The sequence below is a fragment of the Streptomyces sp. NPDC107471 genome (genome assembly GCF_055582845.1).
Map to the genome: position 1 here is coordinate 105,145 of NZ_JBVJPC010000010.1, position 21,746 is coordinate 126,890.

Annotated in this window: 17 protein-coding genes; 6 read left to right on the top strand and 11 right to left on the bottom strand. The window is 71.0% G+C overall.

The window, feature by feature from the left end:
- Positions 1–461 precede the first annotated feature (461 nt).
- A complete protein-coding gene (locus ACZ66S_RS30795) occupies positions 462–2,054 on the bottom strand; it encodes a sodium:solute symporter family protein (RefSeq protein ID WP_469904824.1) in 1,593 nt (530 codons plus the stop codon).
- A 127-nt stretch (positions 2,055–2,181) separates the two neighbouring features.
- On the bottom strand, positions 2,182–2,970 hold the full coding sequence (locus ACZ66S_RS30800) for an SDR family oxidoreductase (protein ID WP_469904825.1): 789 nt from the start codon (positions 2,968–2,970) through the stop codon (positions 2,182–2,184).
- A gap of 78 nt (positions 2,971–3,048) precedes the next feature.
- Here ACZ66S_RS30800 and ACZ66S_RS30805 point away from each other — a divergent pair, with 78 nt between their 5' ends.
- Complete coding sequence (locus tag ACZ66S_RS30805; RefSeq protein WP_469904826.1) at positions 3,049–3,876, top strand: hypothetical protein; 828 nt, start codon at positions 3,049–3,051, stop codon at positions 3,874–3,876.
- 32 nt (positions 3,877–3,908) lie between these two features.
- Here the strand turns inward: ACZ66S_RS30805 and ACZ66S_RS30810 are convergent, their stop codons facing one another.
- Positions 3,909–5,762: an MFS transporter gene (locus ACZ66S_RS30810; RefSeq protein WP_469904827.1), complete on the bottom strand. Its 1,854-nt coding sequence runs from the start codon at positions 5,760–5,762 to the stop codon at positions 3,909–3,911.
- A 155-nt stretch (positions 5,763–5,917) separates the two neighbouring features.
- Complete coding sequence (locus ACZ66S_RS30815) at positions 5,918–8,395, bottom strand: D-alanyl-D-alanine carboxypeptidase (protein WP_469904828.1); 2,478 nt, start codon at positions 8,393–8,395, stop codon at positions 5,918–5,920.
- A gap of 235 nt (positions 8,396–8,630) precedes the next feature.
- Between ACZ66S_RS30815 and ACZ66S_RS30820 the strand changes: the two genes are divergently transcribed.
- The 3 genes from ACZ66S_RS30820 (at position 8,631) to ACZ66S_RS30830 (ending at position 10,991) form a co-directional block, all read left to right on the top strand.
- Positions 8,631–9,386, top strand: coding sequence for a GOLPH3/VPS74 family protein (locus tag ACZ66S_RS30820; RefSeq protein WP_469904829.1), 756 nt, complete (start codon positions 8,631–8,633; stop codon positions 9,384–9,386).
- Between the two features lie 342 nt (positions 9,387–9,728).
- The gene (locus ACZ66S_RS30825; protein ID WP_469904830.1) at positions 9,729–10,598 is read left to right on the top strand and encodes a helix-turn-helix domain-containing protein; all 870 of its coding nucleotides are present in this window, start codon (positions 9,729–9,731) and stop codon (positions 10,596–10,598) included.
- A 201-nt stretch (positions 10,599–10,799) separates the two neighbouring features.
- Positions 10,800–10,991, top strand: a complete 192-nt coding sequence (locus ACZ66S_RS30830) for a DUF397 domain-containing protein (RefSeq protein ID WP_469904831.1) — start codon at positions 10,800–10,802, stop codon at positions 10,989–10,991.
- 177 nt (positions 10,992–11,168) lie between these two features.
- On the opposite strand, the gene ACZ66S_RS30835 is transcribed toward ACZ66S_RS30830, so the two are convergent.
- Both ACZ66S_RS30835 and ACZ66S_RS30840 read right to left on the bottom strand, forming a co-directional pair.
- On the bottom strand, positions 11,169–11,672 hold the full coding sequence (locus ACZ66S_RS30835) for a glutathione peroxidase (RefSeq protein WP_469904832.1): 504 nt from the start codon (positions 11,670–11,672) through the stop codon (positions 11,169–11,171).
- On the bottom strand, positions 11,669–12,673 hold the full coding sequence (locus ACZ66S_RS30840) for an ArsR/SmtB family transcription factor (RefSeq protein ID WP_469904833.1): 1,005 nt from the start codon (positions 12,671–12,673) through the stop codon (positions 11,669–11,671). The genes ACZ66S_RS30835 and ACZ66S_RS30840 overlap by 4 nt, the downstream gene beginning before the upstream one ends.
- A 72-nt stretch (positions 12,674–12,745) precedes the next feature.
- On the opposite strand from ACZ66S_RS30840, the gene ACZ66S_RS30845 reads away from it, so the two are divergent.
- Positions 12,746–13,960 (top strand): MFS transporter, encoded by a 1,215-nt coding sequence (locus ACZ66S_RS30845; RefSeq protein WP_469904834.1) that lies wholly within the window; start codon positions 12,746–12,748, stop codon positions 13,958–13,960.
- Here the strand turns inward: ACZ66S_RS30845 and ACZ66S_RS30850 are convergent.
- The 4 genes from ACZ66S_RS30850 to ACZ66S_RS30865 all read right to left on the bottom strand — a co-directional run bounded on the left by ACZ66S_RS30850 (position 13,926) and on the right by ACZ66S_RS30865 (position 17,762).
- The gene (locus tag ACZ66S_RS30850; RefSeq protein WP_469904835.1) at positions 13,926–15,071 is read right to left on the bottom strand and encodes a DUF2235 domain-containing protein; all 1,146 of its coding nucleotides are present in this window, start codon (positions 15,069–15,071) and stop codon (positions 13,926–13,928) included. The genes ACZ66S_RS30845 and ACZ66S_RS30850 overlap by 35 nt on opposite strands.
- 130 nt (positions 15,072–15,201) lie before the next feature.
- Positions 15,202–16,119: a peptidoglycan recognition protein family protein gene (locus ACZ66S_RS30855; protein ID WP_469904836.1), complete on the bottom strand. Its 918-nt coding sequence runs from the start codon at positions 16,117–16,119 to the stop codon at positions 15,202–15,204.
- Positions 16,120–16,416: 297 nt separating this feature from the next.
- The gene (locus ACZ66S_RS30860; RefSeq protein ID WP_469904837.1) at positions 16,417–17,094 is read right to left on the bottom strand and encodes a polysaccharide deacetylase family protein; all 678 of its coding nucleotides are present in this window, start codon (positions 17,092–17,094) and stop codon (positions 16,417–16,419) included.
- Positions 17,094–17,762, bottom strand: coding sequence for a glycoside hydrolase family 11 protein (locus ACZ66S_RS30865; RefSeq protein ID WP_469904838.1), 669 nt, complete (start codon positions 17,760–17,762; stop codon positions 17,094–17,096). Before ACZ66S_RS30865 ends, ACZ66S_RS30860 begins: the two co-directional genes overlap by 1 nt.
- Positions 17,763–18,086: 324 nt before the next feature.
- Between ACZ66S_RS30865 and helR the strand changes: the two genes are divergently transcribed.
- Positions 18,087–20,252: an RNA polymerase recycling motor ATPase HelR gene (gene helR / locus ACZ66S_RS30870; protein WP_469904839.1), complete on the top strand. Its 2,166-nt coding sequence runs from the start codon at positions 18,087–18,089 to the stop codon at positions 20,250–20,252.
- Positions 20,253–20,259: 7 nt separating this feature from the next.
- Here helR and ACZ66S_RS30875 read toward each other — a convergent pair whose 3' ends face one another.
- A complete protein-coding gene (locus ACZ66S_RS30875) occupies positions 20,260–21,504 on the bottom strand; it encodes a hypothetical protein (protein WP_469904840.1) in 1,245 nt (414 codons plus the stop codon).
- Positions 21,505–21,746: the final 242 nt, after the last annotated feature.

Sequence of the window (21,746 nt, forward strand, 5' to 3'; positions counted from 1 at the left end):
GCCCGTGGCCCGGGGACCTGAAGCCCGAGCCCGTGGCCCGGGGACCTGAAGCCCGAGCCCGTGGCCCGGGGACCTGAAGCCCGAGCCCGTGGCCCGAGCGCGAGGCCTGAGCCTGAGGCCCGTGGCCCGAGCCCGAGCCTGAGGCCCGTGCCCCGAGCGCGAGGCCCGAGCCCGTGGCCCGTAGCCCCAGCCCGAGTGCGAGTGCGAGTGCGAGGCCTGAGCCTGAGGCCCGTAGCCCGAGCCCTGAAGCCTGAGCCGGAGGTCCGTGGCCCGACCCCGAGGCCCGAGGCCTCGAGTCCGAGGCCCGACCCCGAGGCCCGAGGCGCGAACCGAGGCCTGAAGCCCGAACCCGAGCCCCGAGGCCCGAGGCGCGAACCGAGGCCTGAAGCCCGAGCCCGAGGCCCGAGCCGAGGCCCGAGGCTTGAAGTCCAGGGCCCAGGCCCAGGCCCAGGCCCCAGGGGCTAGGACCGCGGCTGGTCCTTCGCTCCCGTGCTGATCACGTCCTCCACGCCGCCCGCCGGCGTCGGGATGGCCGCGGCTGCGCCACCCTCCCCGTCCCCGTCCGTGTTGATCTTCTCGATGATCGCGAGGCGCTCCGGGCTGTCCTCGGGCTTGACGAACCCGATGAGGATGTACAGGACCAGGGAGACGGCCAGCGGGATCGAGACCTGGTACTGGAGCGGGACCCCGCCGTCCACCTCCCAGTTGATCGGGTAGTTGACCAGCCAGAACGCGAGCAGACCCATCGACCAGCTCGTGAGCGCGGCGGTGGGGCCGGAGCGGCGGAAGGGCCGGAGCAGGCCGAGCATCATGGGGATGGCGATCGGGCCCATGAGACCGGCGACCCACTTGATCACGACGGTGATGATGTCCTTGAAGGTGGGGGAGTTGACCTGGGTGGCCACCGCCATCGACAGGCCGAGGAAGACGACCGTGGTCACCCGGGCCGCGATCAGGCCGGACCGGTCGTTCCACGCTTGTGCCTGCTTGGACAGCACCGGTGCCACGTCCCGGGTGAAGACGGCGGCGATGGCGTTGGCGTCGGAGGAGCACATGGCCATGGTGTGCGAGAAGAAGCCGACGATCACCAGGCCCAACAGGCCGTGCGGCAGGAGCTGTTCGGTCATCAGGCCGTAGGAGTCGGAGCCGTCCGGCTTCTGCGACTGGACCAGCAGCGGGGACATCCACATCGGGAAGAAGAGGACGACCGGCCACACCAGCCACAGGATCGCCGACAGCCGGGCCGAGCGCTCCGCCTGGTGGGCGTTGGCCGTGGCCATGTAGCGCTGGGCCTGGTTGAGCATGCCGCCGTTGTACTCGAAGAGCTTGATGAAGAGGAAGGCGAGCAGGAACACCGTGCCGTACGGCCCGACCAGCGGCTCACCGTGGCCCTGGAGCTCCGGCTCGTCCCAGGCGCCGAAGAAGCCGATGCCCTTGTCGTTGAGCTTGAGGACGACGGCGACGAACATCGCGACACCCGCGAGGAGTTGGATGATGAACTGGCCCAACTCGGTGAGCGCGTCGGCCCACAGTCCGCCGATCGTGCAGTAGATGGCGGTGATGCCGCCGGTGATCAGGATGCCCTGGTTGAGGGAGATCCCGGTGAACACCGACAACAGGGTGGCGATCGCGGCCCACTTGGCGCCCACGTCCACGATCTTCAGCAGCATGCCGGACCAGGCCAGCGCCTGCTGGGTCTTCAGGTCGTAGCGGTTCTTGAGGTATTCGAGCGGGGAAGCCACGTGCAGGCGTGAGCGCAGCCGGTTGATGCGCGGCGCGAACAGCTTCGATCCGATCGCGATGCCGAGGGCGATGGGGAAGGACCAGGTGACGAAGGACGTGACGCCGTAGGTGTAGGCGATGCCCGCGTACCCGGTGAACATCACCGCGCTGTAACCCGACATGTGGTGCGAGATGCCCGACAGCCACCACGGCATCTTGCCGCCGGCGGTGAAGAAGTCACTGACGTCGTCCACGCGTTTGTGCGACCAGACGCCGATCGCGACCATCACGCCGAAATAGCCGATGAGCACGGCCCAGTCGAGACCGTTCATATGCGCCCTCCCAGGGGATCAGCCCGGCGCTCATCGTGGGCGCCACCGCGTGGACACGACAAGGCGGTGTAGGGTCAAGGGGAGGTAAAATCATTCGAGATGATGGCCTGCGTTCACCTACGTGAACTCACCGCATCAGCTCCCCCGCGTTGACCAGCAACGACTGTCCGGTGATCGCCCGGGCCCGGTCCGAGGCCAGGAACACCGTCGCGTCGGCCACGTCCCCGTCGGTGGCGAGCTCGGGCAGCGCCATCCGGTCGGTGAGCCGCTTCAGCACCTCCTCCTCCGGCACCTTCTCCGTGTGGGCCGTGAACTGCACGTACGCCTGCACCGGCGGCCCCCACATCCAGCCCGGCAGCACGGTGTTGACCCGGATCCGGTCCGGCCCGAGCTCCCGCGCCAGCGAGTACATCGCACTGGTCAGCGCCCCCTTCGAGGCGGCGTACGCGGCCTGCCGCACCTGCGAGGGGGCGGCCACGGCCGACTGGGTCCCGACGAACACCACCGAGCCCCCGCCCGCCGCCCGCAGCCCCGCCAGACAGGCCCGGGTCATCCGCAGCGATCCCAGCAGGTTCACGTCGATGACCGACTGCCAGGTCGCGAAGTCCGCGTCCGCCAGCCCGCCGAAGTAGCTGTCCCACGCGGCCACCTGCACCAGGGCGTCCAGCCGCCCGAACCGCTCCACCGCCAGCTCCGCGAGCGCCGCGCACTGCTCCTCGTCGGTGATGTCCGTCGCGCGGTACGCGGTGTGCGCCCCGTCCGGGTCGATCTCGGCGGCGCTCTTCGCGAGGTTCGCCTCGGTCCGCGCGGCCAGCACGGCGTTGCCGCCGTCCCGTACGACGGCCGCGGCGACCTGGTGCCCGAGCCCGGCGCCCACTCCCGACACGACGACGGTCTTCCCGGAGAGAAGTGACATACCGGCGGCCTCCCTGCTCTGGCGCATCATCTGACGGAGCGTCAGAGTATGGGCGAGCGCTGGAGGAGGGAAGGTCCCATGTCAGAAGAGACCCGCAGCGAGACGTACGCCGAACTGGCCGCCACCGGACCCTACGGAGTCCGCCCCGGCCACGCCCTGATCACCTTGGTCGAACCGCATCCCGGCCACGAGCACGCCTACAACCGCTGGTACGAGGACGACCACTACTACGCCGGCGCGATGGCCATGCCCTGGATGTTCGCGGGCCGCCGCTGGGTGGCCACCCGGGACCTCCAACTCCTGCGTGTGCCGGAGAAGTCGGCGGTGGCCCAGCCGGTGACGACGGGCTGCTACCTCTCCGTGTACTGGGTCACCGAGGGCCGCTACGACGACCACATGAAGTGGACGGTGGCCATCAACAAGCGCCTCAACCGCGACGCCCGCGTCTACCGCGACCGCACCCACGTCTTCACCGCGTTCCAGGACCACGAGGCCACCGTCTACCGCGACGGAGCGGCGGGCCCGCGGGACTTCCACGCCCTGGACCACCCGTACGCGGGCCTGGTGCTGGAGGTGCTGGACACGGAAACCCCGCAGGAGCGGGGCGAGTTGCTGGAGTGGCTGGTGGCGCGCCACCTCCCGAAGCGGCTGGCGGGCTCACCGGCGGCCATGGTGACCGTGTTCCGCCCCACCCCCCTGCCCGGCGACCGCATGACGTACGTGAAGCAGGTGGAGGGCGTGGACACCCGCCTCACCCTCCTGTGGTTCCTGGAGAGGGACCCGAGAGAGTGCTGGGACCCTCACTTCACCGACCTGGAAGAGCCGGCGGTGGGCCGCCGCGAGCTGTTGGCGTCTTTCCTCCCGACGGTTCCGGGCACGGACACCTACGTGGACCGACTGCGGTAAGCCCTTGAGGGGCGCGGGGCTGTGCCGACGAACTACTTCAGCTCATCAGGACAGGGCGTCCCGCGCGGCACGGTATAGGGCGCAGCCAACCGGTACGTCCCCGCCCGCGGAGCGAGCAGCATCGTCCACTTGTCCCCGTCCGCGTCCTCAGGCGTCTCCATCAGGCACCCGTTGACGTTGTCGAAGGTCTTCGGCTCGCCGTCCTCGCGGTCCTTCGAGGCGTCCGTCTCCTGCGGCGGCTTCAGCTTCTTGCCGTCCGCGTCGACGATCGACAGCCAGGGCGAGTACGGGATCCGGATGAGGATGCGCCCGGCCTTCTTCACCCGCATGGTCATCTCGCCCTGCGCGGCCCGGTCCACCACGGTGTTCGGCGAGGCGAGCGGCGCCGGGTCGGTCACCCGGAAGAGCTGCCAGTTCGCGTCGCCCCAGATCTGCCGCAGATACGGCATCCCGCGCTGGACCAGCTCCCGCTCGCGCTCGCCGCCGTCCCCGTCGGGCTCGTCCTTGGGCACGACCACGAAGTGCACGGCCCAGCGCTGGAGCCACTCGTGGTAGTTCGCGGAGTTCAGGGTGTCGTCGTAGAAGAGCGGGTTGCGCTCCATGTCGGCCTGCCGGTTCCAGCCCCGGGCGAGGTTGACGTACGGCGCGAGCGCGGACGCCTCGCGGTGGGAGGCGGCCGGTACGACCTCGACGCGGCCCTTCTCGGCGCCGACCTCCTGGAGCTCGTTGACGAGGGGGGCCAGCTCGCGCGCCCAGGACGCCGTGGGGGTCGTGTGGACGACGTCGTCGACGGACTTGAAGCCGATCCACACGGTGAAACCGGCGAAGGCGACGACGACGGCGTACCACTTGCGGGTGCGCGGCACCGTGAACGGCAGCGCGGCCGCCAGCGCCACCCCCGCGAACAGCATCGACAGACGCGAGATGTTGGAGCCGATCTGCGAGCTGACCAGCCACACCAGGACGACCGAGAGGCTGTACACCCCGGCGGTGATCCGGACCGTCGTCCACTCGCGCGGGACGAGGAGGAGGACCAGGACGCCGTAGACCAGGGGCAGCAGCACCGAGGCGATCTTCATCGGCTGGGTGCCGGCGAACGGGAAGAGCCAGGCGGACAGAGCGACGACGACTGTGGGCGCGAGGCCCAGCGCCCAGGCGCCCGGACGCCGTTTCTGCAGGAAGAGGGCGACCGCGACCAGGCCCACGAAGAGACCGGCGACCGGTGAGGCCATGGTCGCCAGCGCCGCGAGCGGGGCCGCGCACAGGGCCTTGGCCCAGCGTTTGTAGCGCCAGCGGTGCGGCCAGCAGAAGACGACGGCGACCGCGCCGAGCGCGAAGACCGTGCCCAGCCCGAAGGTCACCCGGCCCGAGGCCGCGTTGCACAGGAAGGCGTACACCCCCGCGAGCGAGGCCCACAGCGGGTTCCGCACCGACCGGCTGCGGATCAGGACTAGGGTCAGCAGCCCGGCCGAGACGGTCCCGGCCAGCATCATCGTCGTACGGACGCCGAGGACCGACATCAGGTACGGCGAGACGACGCTGTACGACACCGGATGCATACCGCCGTACCAGGCCAGGTTGTACGCGGAGTCCGGGTGCCGGCCCACGAACTCGGCCCAGGCGTCCTGCGCCGCGAGGTCACCGCCGCTGTTCGCGAACGTGAAGAACCAGACGATGTGGAGGACACCGGAGAGCGCGGTCATGGAGAGGACGGGGTGCCGCAGCAGCTTCTCGCGCAGTGCGAGGAGCGCGGTCCAGGTCCGGCCCCGGACGCCCTTGGGCGCCCCACCGCCGCCGGTGCCGGAGTCGGCGGGCACGCCTATTCGCGGGCCGGTACCCGGGCCCGGGTCGGTGTCGTCGGCGCGTGTCGGCTCCGCAGTGGCCACCTGAAGGCACTCCCCGTGGTGTCCCGTCTTCATTTCTCGGCCGCGCCCCAGCGTCGACCTGCCCCGGTTCGTGACGCTAGCACGCGGCCCGCCGACCGGAACCCGGGCGGGGTCCGGCCGACGGGCCGAGAAGGTGAGTGCGTCCCGTCCCGGGGTCAGCCGACGCGGGTCAGCTTGGCGGTGAGACCCGGTTCGCTCAGGTCCTTCTGGAGGGTGACCGGGACCTTGACCGCACCGCCCTCGCCGTCGCCGACGGTGAGGGTGCCGACCTTGGTGCCGGCCTTCGCGGTGTGCGGTACGTCGTCGGCGGCGAAGGACAGCTTCACCTTGTAGCCGGCCCAGCCGACGGCGGTGACGTCCTTGGTCAGCACGACGGGGGTGTGGCCGCCGAGGCCGTCGTCCACATAGCCGACGACGTCGCCCTTCTTCAGGATCTTCGCCGAGGTCAGGTCGTCCTGGGCGGCGAGCATCGCGACCCGGCTGACGTCGTTGACGGTCTTGATGATCGGTGCCTTGTGCTGGCCGAGGATCGCGCCGACGAGGGTGACGGTCTCACCGCCGACCTCCTTGCGCGCGGCGAAGAGGAGATTGCCGCCGGCTGCGCTGGTGGTGCCGGTCTTGATGCCGATCGCGCCGTTGTAGGGGACCAGATAGTTGTAGTTGTACCACTTCTGTCCGGACGGATCGATCCACTGCCCCATGGACGTGATCTCCGTCAGCGCCGGGATCTTCACGAGCTCGTTGCCGAGCTTCACCTGGTCCTCGGCGGTGGAGACGGTGCTCTCCTTCAGGCCCGAGGCGTCGGTGTACGTCGTGTTCTTCATGCCGAGTTCCTTGGCGGTGGCGTTCATCTTCGCGATGAACGCCTTCTCGGAACCGGCGTCCCAGCGGGCGAGCAGCCGGGCGATGTTGTTGGCGGACGGAATCATGATCGCCGCGATCGCCTGCTTCTGGGTCAGGACGTCGCCCTGCTTCACGGTGTCGAGGGTCGACTCGCCGTCCTTGTTGTAGCCGCCCTCCTTCTCGGCGAGCGCGTCGACGGTGATCTTCGCGCCCTCCTCGCCGGACTTGAGGGGGTGGTCCTTCAGGACGATGTAGGCGGTCATGGCCTTGGCCACGGAGCCGATCGCGACCGGGGTCTGCTTGCCGAAGTCGCTCATCGTGCCGACCCCGTTGACGTCCATCCAGCCCTGGCCCTGGGTGGGCCACGGGAGGGTGACCTTGCTGCCGTCGAAGGTGTAGGAGTCCTCGGCGGTCAGGCTGAGCGTGGGCTCCGGCAGCGGACGCAGGGCCTGCACGGTCGCAAACGCGACGACCAGCAGGATGACCAGCGGGGTCCAGATCTTGACCCGGCGCCCGAAGGTGCGCAGCGGGCTGGGCGGGGGCGGCGGAGTGTTGGTGAGCTCCGCGAGCAGGTCGAGGGGCGGCTTCGGCGGCAGGGGCTGCTGCCTGGTCCGCTCCGGGCCGACCTGCGGGACGGCGGCGGTCACGTCCGGACCCGGCCGTGCCTCGCGGGGCTCGTCGAGGGCCTTCAGCGCGACGAACTTGCTCGTCCGCTCGGCCTCGGCCTCCGGCTGGGGCTTGGACCCCTTCCCGGGCTCGGGCTTCGCCTCGGGCTCCGCCTCCGGCTCGGCATCCGGTGCCTTGCCGAGCTTGAGCATGGTGGTGGGCTGGTCCACGGGGGGCCGGGGAGCCTTGAAGACGGCCGTGGGCTGGTCGACGGGGGGCTTGTCGGCCACGTCCGCGTCATCGGGCACGCGGTCCTCGGGAGCGTCTTCGGGCTCGGGCTCGTCTTCGGGCTCGTCGTCCGGCTGCGGGCCGGTGGGGGCCGGTCGCGCAGTTCCCCGCGCCCCTGGGGTGTCCGACTCGCCGGTGTCCGGATCGTCGGCCTCGTCGGCGGGCTCGGCGTCCTTGTCGCCGGGCTTCTCCTCGGGCTCGACGGGCTTCACGGCGTCCGAGGGCTCCGCGGTCTCCGCCTTGCCGGAACCGGCCTCGGCGTCGGCACCGGCCTCGGAGCCGCTCTTGTCCCCCGTGGCGACCCACGCCGCCACCGCGTCCCGCAGTCGCGCGTCGCCCGCCGCGGCCGGCTCGTCCCGCTCGTCCGGGTCACCGGCCTCGCCGGCGGCCTCGTCGGCGCTCCCGTCCGTATCGGAGTCACCCGTGTCGGACTTCTCCGCCCCGTCCGGTTCCTCCGCCGAAGCCGCGTCCCCCGACTCGTCCACTGCGTCGTCGTCCGGGTCATCCGACCCGTCCCCCGTCTCGTCCGCCGCGTCGGCGGCCTCCGGGCGCTCCTCCGCGGGCGCAGGGGCGTCCTCGGGCTCCCCGGTGCCGGAACCGTCCGTTCCGGCCGCTGCGGGGCTCTCGTCGCCGTCCTTGGGGCTCTCGCCGCTCTCGCCGCTCGCGGCGTCCTCGGGGGCCTCCGGGTTCTTCGGGAGGTCACGCACCGAGAAGACCTTCGTGGCCGTGTCGACGCCTCCGAGGGAGACGGACTCCCGCGCCACCGCGAGCCGGGGATCGCGGGCGGAACTCCTCGCCTCGGGAACCGGACTCGCGCTCCCCGACGTCGGTTCTGCCGACGACTCGCGCTGCTTCGACCTGTCGGGGGACTCGCCCGCCACCGATGCCTCCTCCATGTGCCGCGGGTGATCGGTCTCCGTCACCCTGCGTCTGCCGAACCGTTGAATCGCCGCCCGGACAGCCGCCACACCACGCTGTCCGAACCATGTACCAGTGTCCTGTGTGCGGCCCTGCCCCAAGCGGTAGACGAGAACGACATACCTACCGGTTCCACTACGAACAGGTCACGCACCCTCGACAGACCAATGTGAGAGGGGTCACCCTGTCTTTCATCCACGCGGGGAGGCATGGATGGGCAGGAGCCGCAGAACACTTCCGGAGGAGCTTCTGCTGCTGGCGTTGGACCCGGCCACGGGTACCACCGCACAGCCGCAGTCGCTCGACCTCGGTCTGGCCGGAGCACAGCTAGTGGAGCTGGCGCTGGCCGGACGGATAGCCCCAGACGGGGATCGTATCGCCGTGGTAGCCCCACGGCCGACTGGAGATCCGACTTTGGACTGCGCGTTGGAGTTGCTGCGAAGGCGTGGCGCTCCCGTGCGGGCAGTGAACTGGATCGGCGGGCCGCGACTGGGGCTCCGCCAGACCTACCTCTCGCATCTGGAGCGGTGCGGCATGGTGCATGCCGTGGCGGGCCAGATGTGCGGAGTGCTGCCGACGACCCGCTACCAGGCGACGGACAACGAGATCAGCCGGGAGATCAGGGCCCGGCTGGACTCGGCGATCCGCACCGGCGTACCGCCGGACCCGCGGACCGCGGCGCTCGCCGCCCTGGCACACGCGGTCGGCCTCGGCAAGCACCTGTATCCGGGCAACGAGGGCCGTTCCTCGCGCTCCCGGCTGCGGGACCTGATCAGGCACGACCCGATGGGCGGACTCGTCGCGCACGCCGTGATGGACGTCCAGAACGGCGTGGCGGCACAGCCACGTCGTAGCCCGGCACCGGCCGGCCGTCAGGCCGCCCCCGGAGCCAGGCCCGCGCCGGAACCCGCTCATGGCGTTCCGATGCAACCGCGCCGAGGACCGATGGCGCGCGCCGTGGCTCACTGAGCCGCAGACCCTCGGCACGCACCGCCGGCAGCACGACCGCACCACGCACGACCCGCACCAGGCACGACCCGCACCACTCAGCCGCCGCACCGTCAGTCCCCACAGACCGGTTCGGGAGCCGCTGGTCCGCGCGGGGCGACGGAACCGTACGTCCGGACGACGCCGGGTTCCGACGCCCCGCGCGGCCGCATGTCCGGGCAGGGGCGGCCGGGCGGCCCCAACTGTCGTGCACGCAGCGCATATACACGGTTTCCCAGCGGTAATAAGCACCTTGGTGGCAGTCTGCTCAACAGCAGATACGCAAAGTCAAGAACGAGGCACGCAGCCGGAGGTGCACGTCCCGTGGCGTCCAATGTCAATCCCACCGTCAGGCGGCGCCGGCTGGGCCAGGAGCTGCGCAGGCTCCGCGAGCTCAAGGGCATGACGGCCGAAGAGGTGGCGGAGCGGCTGCTCGTGTCGCAGTCGAAGATCAGCCGGCTGGAGAACGGCCGGCGCAGCATCAGCCAGCGCGACGTCCGTGACCTGTGCGGGGTGTACGAGGTCGAGGACCAGCGGATCGTCGACTCGCTGATGCAGATGGCCAAGGACTCGCGGCAGCAGGGCTGGTGGCACGCCTTCGGGGACATCCCGTACAGCGTCTACATCGGCCTGGAGACCGACGCCGAGTCGCTGCGCGTCTACGAACCCCAGATCATCACCGGCCTGTTGCAGACCCGGCCGTACGCCGAGGCCATCGTGCGCGGCGGTGCGCCGGAGGCCACCGAGACGGAGAACGACAAGCGCGTCGAGGTGCGGCTGCGGCGGCAGAGCCGGGTCTCGGCCGAACGGGACCCCCTGCGGCTGTGGGTCGTGCTGGACGAGGCGGCCCTGCGCCGGGTGGTGGGCAGCCGCCAGGTCATGCGCGAGCAGCTCGAGTACCTCGTGGAGATGTCCCAGCAGCCGCACATCACCGTGCAGGTGCTGCCGTTCGACGTCGGCGCCCATCCCGGGCTCAGCGGGCAGTACTCCATCCTGGAGTTCTCGGACGCGGCCGACTCCAGCGTCGTCTACATCGAGGGCGTCACCAGCGACCTGTACCTGGAGAAGGCGCACGACGTGCAGAAGTACACCGTGATGTACGAGCACTTGAGGGCGCAGGCGCTCAACGTCGACCAGTCGCGTCAGCTCATCGAGGACCTCGCCAAGGAATACGCCCGGGAGTACGCCCGGTGAGCCGCCGCTGAGCCGCTCCCGGACAGGGCGGGCCGGATAGTACACCCCGGCCTCGTCCGGCTGGAAGAGTCCCTTGGAATATGCCGCCAGAAGAGTGAATGACTGCTCCGAAAGAGGAGGCCGGCGAGTAGCGTCGATCACGCCAACGATCAGTAAAGGTTGGCGTAATCCGAACACTGCGCATCTGGCTACGGAGCGAATATGGCAATTCGTCTGGGCACCCTGGACACATGGACGACCTCCACCTACACCAACGCCAACGGGGCGTGCCTGATGGTGCGGTCGACCGAAGAGGAAGCACTCGAACTCGGCGACACGAAGATCCCCGAGGGTCCCAAGCTGGCCTTCCCCGCCGAGGCGTGGAGCGTCTTCGTGGCCTCGGTCAAGGTGTGACACCACGCCACACCGCAACTACAACTGCACAAGCACCACCACAGGGCCCTCTCGACCAGATCGCCGTCCTTGCCGAGGGGGCCTGCGGCACTCTCGCCGTGGGGTTGTGTCTCGGGTGCGGGCGCGGGCGCGGGTGAGTTGTGGCCGGCCCCCACCGGCCCGCACCCGACCGACGTCCTAGCCCAGCGCACCCTCCACCGCGGCCACGACCTCGTCCGACTCCGGCTCGGTCTGCGGGGAGAAGCGGGCCACCACCGACCCGTCCCGCCCGACCAGGAACTTCTCGAAGTTCCAGCGGATGTCCCCGGTGTGCCCCTCCGCGTCGGCGAAGCCCACCAGCCGCTCGTACAGCGCGTGCCGCCCGTCGCCGTTCACCTCGACCTTCTCGGTCAGCGGGAAGGTCACGCCGTACGTCGCCGAGCAGAACTCCGCGATCTCCTCGGCGCTGCCGGGCTCCTGCCCGAGGAACTGGTTGCAGGGCACGCCGAGCACGGTGAAGCCCTGGTCCGCGTACCGCTCCTGCAGCTTCTCCAGCCCGTTGTACTGCGGGGTGAGCCCGCACTTGGAGGCCACGTTCACGATCAGGACGGCCTTGCCGGCGTACTGGGCGAGGTCGGCGGAGCCGCCCGTGAGGGCCCCGATCTCGACGCCGAGGGGGGAGGAACCATCTGTAGTCGTCATGAGCGGATGCTAACTCCGCCCGGTGCCTCCCCGGCGCCTGCCCCCGAGGCCTCCACCAGCACCTCCCCGGCCGCGGTCCGCACGTACAGCACCGACCGCCCCGCCCGCCGCCGCTCCACCAGCCCCGCGTCCCGCAGCACCCGCAGGTGCCGGCCCACCGAGCCCAGCCCCTGCCCGGTCACGGCGACGAGCTGGCTGGTGCTCAGCGGGGAGTCCAGGAGGACGAAGACCTTCGCCCGCCCGGCGCCGAGCAGGGTGCCGAGGCTCGCGGGCACGCTCCGGGCGTCCGGGTCGGCGAGGGCACCCGCACAGCCGTAGACCAGGGCGTAGCGCCCCGGCTCCTCCCACGTCGCCCAGCCGCGCCCCGGGGTGACCGGGACGAAGACGAGTTCGGCGCCGCGGATGTCGCGGGGCGGGCGCTCGTACCGGTTGACCTGGAGCCGGTTGTCGCCGAGCCAGCGGGTCTGCCCTGGCAGCAGGGAGTCGATGACGGCCGCCCAGCCGCCCCGGCTCACCTGCGCGGTCCGGGCCACCACGTCCGCCTCCAGGATCCGCCGCCGACGGTCCCAGTACGGCCGTACGGTCGCCGTCCAGACATGGGCGAGGAGTGCGGCCGCCCGCTCGGGGAGGTCGTCGCGGTCCAGGGCGGCGGGCAGCGGGCCGCGCAGCGAGACCTGGAGGTCGGCCCGCGCGCGAGCGGGATCGGTGGCCCGGATCCGCGCCAGGGTCTCCTCCAGGGGCGTGCCCTCGCGCGGCAGGGGCGCGAGGAAGTCGGCGATCCAGGACGTGCCCATCCCGGAGCGCACCAGCAGCGCGGTCACCGGGTCGGCCGCGAGCCGGGCGCGGTAGCCGGGCAGATGGGCGCGGAGCCAGGCCTCCTCGCCCGGGTGGGCGCCGACGCCCTTGTCCAGCAGTCGCAGGGTCGCGAAGGTCTCGGTGAACGGGCAGACCACGAACCGGCTGCGGACGAGGGTGTCCCCGTCGACCTGCCACCAGCCCATGAAGCCCCCCGTGGTTTCGCGACCGCGCGAAACACTAACCGTCAGCCGCCGCCCGCTCCGAGACTCCCCCGCATGCGCAGCTACCGCACCCTCCTCCGCACCCCGGAATACGCCCCCTTCCTCCTCTCCTTCGCCGCCCACGCCGCCGCCCAGACGATCGGCGGCCTCGCCCTCGCCACGCTGGTCTACCGGGCCACCGGCTCCCCGCTGCTGTCGGCGGTGAGCATGTTCGGACCGCAGCTCGCGACCCTGCTGGGGGCCGCGTTCCTGCTCTCCGGCGCCGACCGGCTGCCCCCGCGCGCGCTCCTGACCGTCATCTCCCTGGCGTTCGCGGCGGGTACGGCGGTGCTGGCGCTGCCCGGCCTGCCGGTCGGGGCCGTCTTCGTCGTCCTGCTCCTGCAGGGCCTGGTCGCCTCGCTGGGCGGGGGAGTGCGCGGCGGACTGCTGAACGACATCCTCCCCAAGGACGGCTACGTCCTGGGCCGTTCGGTCTTCAACATGCTCTGGGGGCTCGTCCAGATCACCGGCTTCGCCGCGGGCGGCGCCCTCCTGGCATTTTTGACCCCGCGCGCCTGTCTGCTCCTCGCGGCCGCCTTCTACGTGGTCTCGGCCCTCGTCAACCACCTGGGCCTCACGCCCCGCCCCCCGCGCGCGGCGGGCCGGCCCTCCGTCTCCGCGACCTGGCGCACCAACGCCCTGCTGTGGTCCTCCCGCCCCCGCCGCCTGGTCTACCTGGGCCTGTGGGTCCCCAACGGCCTGGTCGTCGGCGGTGACTCGCTCTACGTCTCCTACGCCCCCGCGGCCGCGGGCACGATGTACGCCTGCGGGGCGCTCGGCATGTTCGTGGGCGATCTGGCGGTCGGCCGCCTGGTGCCGCCCGCGCTGCGGCCCCGCCTCGCGACCCCGCTGCGCCTGCTCCTGGCCGCGCCCTACCTGTTCTTCGTCCTACGGCCGTCGGTGCCGCTGTCGGTGCTGGCCGCCGCCGTGGCCTCCGTCGGCTTCGCCGCGAGCCTGGTCCTCCAGGAACGCCTGATGGCCCTCACCCCCGACGAGCTCGCGGGCCAGGCGCTCGGCCTGCACAGCACCGGCATGGTCGCCCTCCAGGGCGTCGGCGCGCTCCTCGCCGGCACGCTGGCCCAACTGACGTCCCCGGCAACGGCGATGACGCTGATGGCGGCAGCGTCGACCGCGGTGACCCTGACGCTGTTCGCGCTGGAGCGGCGCCCCGGCCCCGACGAGGGGACCGCGGACCTCAGGGAACCTCGACAGGCGCGCGGCCGAAGCTGAGCGGGACCTCGTCGACGTCCCGCTCCCCGACGTCCTCCAGGTAGGTCTCCAGCGCCGGCGGACGATAGCCGGGGTCGCCCTCGCGGCGGCGCAGCACCGTGTCGGCCAGGTGCTCGTTGCCGACGAGGCGGCCCTGCTTGTCCCTCTCCTGCCCGATCGGCCGGTGCAGGGGCCGGAAAAGCCGGTAGAAGCCCTTGCGGGAGGGGTTCCACGGGCCCATCGGATCGGGCTGGACGGCGAAGTCGGCGCACTCCTGCGGGCGCATGCTGTCCGGCCCCTCCGCGCTGAGGACCGCCGGGTCGAACTCCAGGCCGTACCGGACGGACTGCCGGACCATCCACAGCAGGGTGATGTCGGACAGGCCCGAGTCCTTCTCGCCGCCCCCGACGGAGAGGTGCACCCCGGCGAACCACACCTGCCTCAACTCCTGGTCCCTCTCGGCCCCCTTCTCCTGCTGCCACAGCGTCGGCGGGAACGCCGAGCGCTCCTCGTCGACGGCCAGCGCGTGGAAGGCGCCGTTCACCGACTTGCTGAGGGTGGTGTCGTGGAAGGCCCAGCGGTGGTTGAAGCGGTCCACGAGCGGCTGGAGGAATCCGGGCGCCGGGACGGGGATGCCCAGGGAGCCGACCGTGTCCCAGACGCCCACGAAACGGATCTCCGTCTCGTGCGCGTAGGCCCCGCGGAACAGGGTGGCGGCCACGCTGGTCGGTTTGTCGGCGCGGCTGCGGTACAGCGCCCACGCCTCGTCGATCCGGTCGGCCTGTTCCGGGCGCAGGATGCCGCAGTTGCGGACCAGTCCGGCCAGGCTGCGCGCGGTGAACGCGCCCCGGCTGAACCCGAACAGGTACAGGGCGTCCCCCGGTTCGTAGGTGTGGATCAGGAAGCGGTAGGCGTCGAGCACGTTGTGCGACAGGCCCATTCCGAAGGCCCCGCCCCGCAACCGGTCCTTGCGGCTCGTGCCGACCCCGCTGTGGTAGTACACCCGCTGTTCCGTTCCGGACGCGGTGCGTCGCCGTACGGCCAGGGCCACCTTGGCGACGTTCGTCTTGCTCGGCTGGTCGGCGAGATTCCACGTCCCGTCGCAGCAGACCACCAGACGCTTGGCCATCATGTGCCTCCTCTCCCTGTAGAGAGGACCCCGCGACTGCTCGGTAGATACAGCCAGTACCGCAGGGACCGCGCCGACCCGCAACTCGGCGCCCGGGAGGGGGCCGGCGCGGGTCGGCGGCGGGGTGCGCGGGTCAGGCCACGACGGTGAAGAGCCCCGTCCTCTCGCCCAGCCTGGACAGCGAGATCTTGCCGGGGATGCCGTTGGCGTCGGCGCCCGTGTAGCCGAGATGGCGCTGCCACTTGGCGTAGGCGGCGACGGTCGTGCTGCCGAACGACCCGTCCCCGGCGTACGACTTGGCGAGATAGCCGAGTTCGACGAGGGCGGCCTCGGTGAGGTTGGTGCCGGCCAGGTAGCTGACGTGCCCCTGCTTGGCGCCGGGGTCGGTCCTCGCGGCCGCCACCAGGCGGGACAGGTCGACGCGGGGCTTGCCGGCCGGCTTCGTCGGCGTCGTCGCTCCGGCCCCCGCGGCGAGCTGCTTCTTCACGGCGGCCCGGAAGTCGTCCATGTCGAAGCTAGGGTCGATCTTCCCCGGCTGGCACTCCTTGTGCCCGGCGACGGACTTCTCGCTCCAGCCGTGCGCCCGGCAGATCGCCGCCGCCCACAGCACGGCCTGCTTGTACTGCGCCGCGGGGTAGGGGTCACCGCCCTTGCCGAGGTTCTCGATCTCCAGGCCGTACAGGCAGTCGTTGCCGTCCGCCTTCGCCACGTCGTCGTGGGGGAGGGGCTTCTCGTCCCGGATGGCGTTGAGGACATCGATGTCGGCGTAACCGGCGTGGTTGGTACGGCCGTTGCCGATCATCCACAGTCCCGCGGTCTTGCCGAGCCAGGCGTGGCACAGCGGTCCCGGCAGATCGGATCTGCCCTTGAAGCAGAGCTCCTTGTCGTTGTGGCCGCCGGTGTGGTGGATCAGCACCCCGATGACGGGCCCGAAGGACTTCCCGGACGCCGCGTCGCGGTTGTGGGTCTTCCAGCCGGCGTGCTCGTGCACGGTGAGGCCCTCGGCCTTCAGTGCGGCGAGCATCTTCGCGGCGGACAGGGGAGTGGCCATGACTGCGGTTCCCTCCGGGGCGACGCGCCCGACGACGCGTCAAGTGGGCTACGGATCATGTGCGTTGAGGTACGAATGGCATACGGTGGGGCCTGCCCGCCCCACCGCCGCTCATGATTGCGGGCCGTGGCCCGCTCCGTCGGGGAAACCGCGTCATTCACAGCCGAACGGAGTCACCTCGCGCACTCCGGGCCCGCCCACGGCGTAGGTGGTCGGTGTTCGGCGGCCCGTGTGCGGCGCGGCGGCCCAAGGGGGAACGACCGCCGCGCCGGGGCCGGACGGCTGTGGCCGGACGGATCAGCCGGGTGCCACCGCGCGGCCGGTCTGGGGCGAGATCATGCCGGAGCACAGCCCCTTGGCGGCCAGTGTCTGCGCGATGCGCGGGATCGCCGCGCGGGTGTTGGCGGGCCAGTCGTGCATGAGGATCACCTGGCCGTTGGTGAGCCGGCCGACCGCCGCGACGATCGCGTCGGTACTGGCGTTGTTCCAGTCCTGCGAGTCGACGTTCCAGATGATCTCCGTCAGCCCGTACCTGGCCTCCACGGCCTTCACCGTGGCGTTGGTCTCGCCGTACGGCGGCCGGAACAGCCTCGGTGTGCCGCCGCCCGCGTTCGCGATCGCCTGCTGGGTGCGGGAGATCTCCGAGTCGACCGTGGCCTGGCTCTGCTGGGTCAGATGCGGATGCGTGTAGCTGTGGTTGCCGACCCACATCCCGGCGCTGACCTGGGCCCTGACGAGCGCCGGGTTGACGGCGGCGTTCTGGCCCGTGTTGAACATGGTGGCCCTGAGGCCGTACTGCCCGAGGGAGCCCAGCAGGGCGGTGGTGCCGCTGCCCGGGCCGTCGTCGAAGGTGAGGCCGACGTATCCGGAGCAGGCGGCGGCCTGCTCGGGGGCTGCGGCGGCGGGGACGGTGAGGGTGCCGGCGGCGGCCAGCGCGGCGGCCGCCAGTAACGGGAGGTGCGCCCGGGCCCTCATCACGCCACCGTGATGTTGGAGCTGCCGCTGCTCTGGTACCCCTCGGTCGCGAGGATCATGTAGTACTTGAAGCTGCCCATGGGCATGCCGGCGCGGGCCCACGCGTCGAAGTGGTTGCCGGTGGTGATGGAGCCGCCGGTCCGCCTGGACTGCCGGACGCTCCAGTACTGGTTGAAGGTCTTGGTGCCTTCCACGGACGGGGCGTTGTAGCGGGTGGTCTGGTAGATGTCGTACGTCCCGCCGTCGCTGCTCACGGTGCCCTTGTACGTTCCGGTGGGCCGGTAGGTGCCCCAGTTGTCGACGATGTAGTACTCGACGAGCGGGTTGGACGTCCAGCCGTACAGGGCGAGGTAGGCGTTGCCGGACGGGTTGAAGCTGCCGGAGTAGCTCACGGTCCTGCGCGAGCCGTTGCTCCAGCCCTTGCCGGCCACGAAGTTGCCGGTGTTGCGCCAGGACGTGCTGTAGTTCCCGCCGGAGTTCAGGGTCATGGAGACCGTGCCCTGGGCGTCCGTCCAGAACGAGTAGTAGTAGCCGTTGTTGGTCCCGGTCTGGTTCGTGGTGATGACCGTGGCCGCCTCGGCGGTGCCGGGCAGGGCCAGCGTGGCGCCGGTGGCCAGCAGGAGGCCGCAGACGCTGCGGCGCGTCGGGTGTGCGGGTGTGTCAGTCATGCCCCACAGTTTTGGCCTGCCCCTGTCAAGCGTCAACAGTTTCGACGGATGTTTCGAATGCTTCGAGAAGCCTCCCACCTCAGCAAACCAACGAAATCTTTCGGAAGATCACAGGGAGGTGCTGGCATATGTGGGAGTTAATTCTCCGAATGTTTCGAAGACCTTCCGGATGGCTGCGGGCAAAAGAAAAGGCAGGGAGGTCAGCACCTCCTTGCCATGTTCAACCTATAGCGCACCGGGGGACTTGCGGCAAGGCCCCGGTCAAGGCGCACACTTACCGGCCGTAGGCCCCACGGCCGCCGAACCCACCCCGGAGCTGTCCACTTGAGTACCCTGCCCACCAGCGTGTTCGACCTTCCCGAGCGCCTCGCCGCCAAGGCCGACCCGACGCTGACCGCCGCCGACGAGGAACACTTCGCGGCCATCGCGGAGTGCCTGGAGCAGACGATCGCCGAGCTGTCCGACACCCTCGCCGCCACCCTCCGGGCGCCCGGCGGGATCGGCCAGGAAGCCATGGACCGCGACACCGAGATCCACCGCCTCAGCGCCCGGCTGCGCACCCTGCGCCGCTTCGGCCTGGACCTGTGCCTCGGACACATGGTCGGCGCGGACGACCCCGAGCCCGTGTACGTCGGACGGCTCGGCCTCACCGACAGCACCGGCCGCCGCCTGCTCGTCGACTGGCGTTCGCCCGCCGCCGAGCCGTTCTTCGGGGCCACCCACGCCCACCCGATGGGCCTGGCCAGCCGCCGCAGGTACCGCTGGCGGAACGGCCGGATCGGCGACTACTGGGACGAGGTGTTCGCCCCGGACGGCTTCGCCGGGCACCACGCCTCTCTCGACGACCAGTCCGCCTTCATCGCCAGCCTCGGCAGCGACCGCTCGGAACGGATGCGGGACGTCCTCGGCACCATCCAGGCCGACCAGGACGCCATCATCCGCGCGAGCTCCCGCGGCGCGCTCGTCGTCGACGGCGGCCCCGGCACCGGCAAGACCGTCGTCGCCCTGCACCGCTCCGCCTACCTCCTGCACTCCGACCCGCGCCTCGGCCACCGCCGCGGCGGCGTGCTCTTCGTCGGCCCGCACCGGCCCTACCTGGCCTACGTCTCCGACGTCCTGCCCAGCCTCGGCGAGGAGGGCGTGCAGACCTGCGTCCTCAGGGACCTCGTGGCCGAGGGCGCCACGGCCGGCGTCGAGACCGACCCGGAGGTGGCCCGCCTGAAGTCCTCCGCGGACCTGGTGAAGGCGGTCGAGAAGGCCGTCCGCTTCTACGAGGAGCCGCCCACCGAGGGCATGACCGTCACCACCCACTGGTCCGACATTCCCCTGACCGCCTCCGACTGGGCCGAGGCCTTCGACGCGGCGGAGGGCGCCCCGCACAACGACGCCCGCGACCAGGTCTGGAACGAACTGCTCACCCTCCTGGTCGACAAGTACGAGGGCGACGCCCCGGAGGCACTCCTCCGCAGGTCACTGCGCCAGAACAGGGAGCTGCTCACCGCCTTCAACCGCGCCTGGCCGCTCCTGGAAGCCGCCGACCTGGTCTCCGACCTGTGGACCGTCCCCGCCTATCTGCGGATGTGCGCCCCCTGGCTGGACCGCGACGAGGTACGGGCCCTCCAGCGCGCCGACGGCCAGGCCTGGACGGTGTCCGACCTGCCGCTCCTGGACGCGGCACGGCAGCGGCTCGGCGACCCGGAGATCTCCCGCCGCAGACGGCGCGACGAGGCCACCCTCGCCGCCGAGCGCGAGCGCATGGCGACGGTCGTGGAGAACCTGAGCGCGGTCGCCGACGACGAGTACGGCATGGGCCTGGTGACCATGCTCAAGGGCGAGGACTTCCACCACGCCCTCGTCGACGAGAGCGCCCTTCAGGTGAGCGATCCCGACCTGCTCGCCGGTCCCTTCGCGCACGTCGTGGTCGACGAGGCGCAGGAACTGACCGACGCGGAGTGGCAGATGCTGCTGCTGCGCTGCCCGTCCCGCAGCTTCACCATCGTCGGCGACCGGGCCCAGGCGCGGCACGGATTCACGGAGTCCTGGCAGGACAGGCTCGCGCGGGTGGGCCTCGACCGCGTGCAGATGGCGTCCCTGACCGTCAACTACCGCACCCCGGAAGAGATCATGAAGGAGGCCGAGCCGGTCATCCGCACCGCCCTCCCGGACGCCAACGTCCCCACGTCGATCCGCAGCACCGGCGTCCCCGTCACCCACGGCCCGGTCACGGACCTGCCCGTCCTGCTGGACACCTGGCTCGCCACCCACCCCGAGGGCATCGCCTGCGTCATCGGCGCCCCGGCCTTCGAGCCGGCCCCGCGCGTGCGCTCCCTCCCCCCGGCCCTCTCGAAGGGCCTGGAGTTCGACCTGGTGATCCTCGTGGACCCGCGGAACTTCGGCGAGGGCGTCGAGGGAGCGGTGGACCGGTACGTGGCGATGACGCGGGCGACCCAGCGACTGGCGATCCTGACGAGCGCCGGCACGGGAGGCTGAGGGCCGGTCACAGCCGTTGGATCACCTCCGGGACCAGGGCGACGACGGCGGGCACCAGCAGGTAGAGCGTGAGCCCGGTGATGGCCCTGCGGGTCGCCACGGGCAGCACCGGGACCGACCACACCTGGGCTGTCGCCGCGTCCCGGTCGGCGGGGGAGACGTTGCCCGAGTGCAGCGACCTGACGTACGACTCCTTCACGGCCAGCGCGGAGTGGTAGCCGATGGAGGAGGGGTAGATGATCACGACGGTGTCGACCACCATCACGCCCACCACGACGAAGAGCATCCACGGAGAGGCGGGCAGCCAGACCAGCGAGAGGGCCAGCAGACCGACCATGTGGGCCAGCGCGGAGCCGTAGGTCCACAGCATGAACTGGCGCAGGGTCCGCAGCCCGCGGAAGCCGTCACTGTCGTACGTCATGTTCGGGGTCACCCCGAAGCCCAGCGCCGCGGACCGCTTCAGGTAGATCGTGAAGACCACGCCCATGGCGAGCTGCTTGGTCAGGAAGTAGAAGGCGTACGTCCCCGCCGCGCACAGCGCCAGGGCCAGCTCGGGATGGGTGTGCAGGTTCGCCCACCAGCCGGCGTACACCCGCGACCGCCAGACCGTGTCCGGGAGCAGGGTGGAGTTCCAGGTCTGCATGAGGCCGTACTCGTTGACGAACGTGAACAGCAGGGCCGTGCCCACCGCGACGACCGTCATGACGGCCAGCGAGACGCCCCGGCGGCCGAGCATCCCGAACGACCGGTTGGTCCGGGCGACCAGCCGGTTGTGCTGCTGTACCTGCCGTGCGGACAGATGCTCCGCGCCCCCGTTGCGCTCGTTCATCGGCACGAAGTCGGCGATGGCGCGCACCTGTTGGCAGTAGAAGACGGGGGTCACGAAGACGACGGCCAGCACGATCAGACCGGCCGGGTCCTGGAGCAACGCGAGACTGACCGCGCTCGGCCGCGCGTGCTCGGAGAAGAGGTAGCCGAGCGCCGGCCGCGGCTCCCCGTCCATGGGCGCCACCAGCACGCCGTCTGCCTCGGCCAGCCCCAGGATCGTCATGGAGGCGGACAGACCGATCAGCAGGAACCTCGTCTTGGGCGTCAGCGGCGAGTACCAGAGCCGCACGACCAGCCGCACCGCGCCCCGCCACGGCAGCGGCACCCGGCGCAGCAGCCGCATCACCCGCCGGATCCCGAACGGCCTGGGCACCCGGAACACCGCCCCGATCAGTTGCGGCTCCAGGGGTCTGAGCAACGTCATCCACGCCCCCGATCGCGACATCGCACTCCCTGGCTATATAGCCGCCGGGGACCGGGCCAACCCACGCTGGGGGTGGGGGAGTTGCGGTGAGTTGCGGTGGGTTGCGGTCCGTTGAGGTACGGGGTCGAACACGCGCCGGGTTACGCCCGCGAGTCAATCGACGAACTCGGACGCCGAGCACGCGAAAGCCCGCGTCCCGCTGTGTCTGGCCCCGGAGGACCTCGGGCATCGACCGCCCTGCA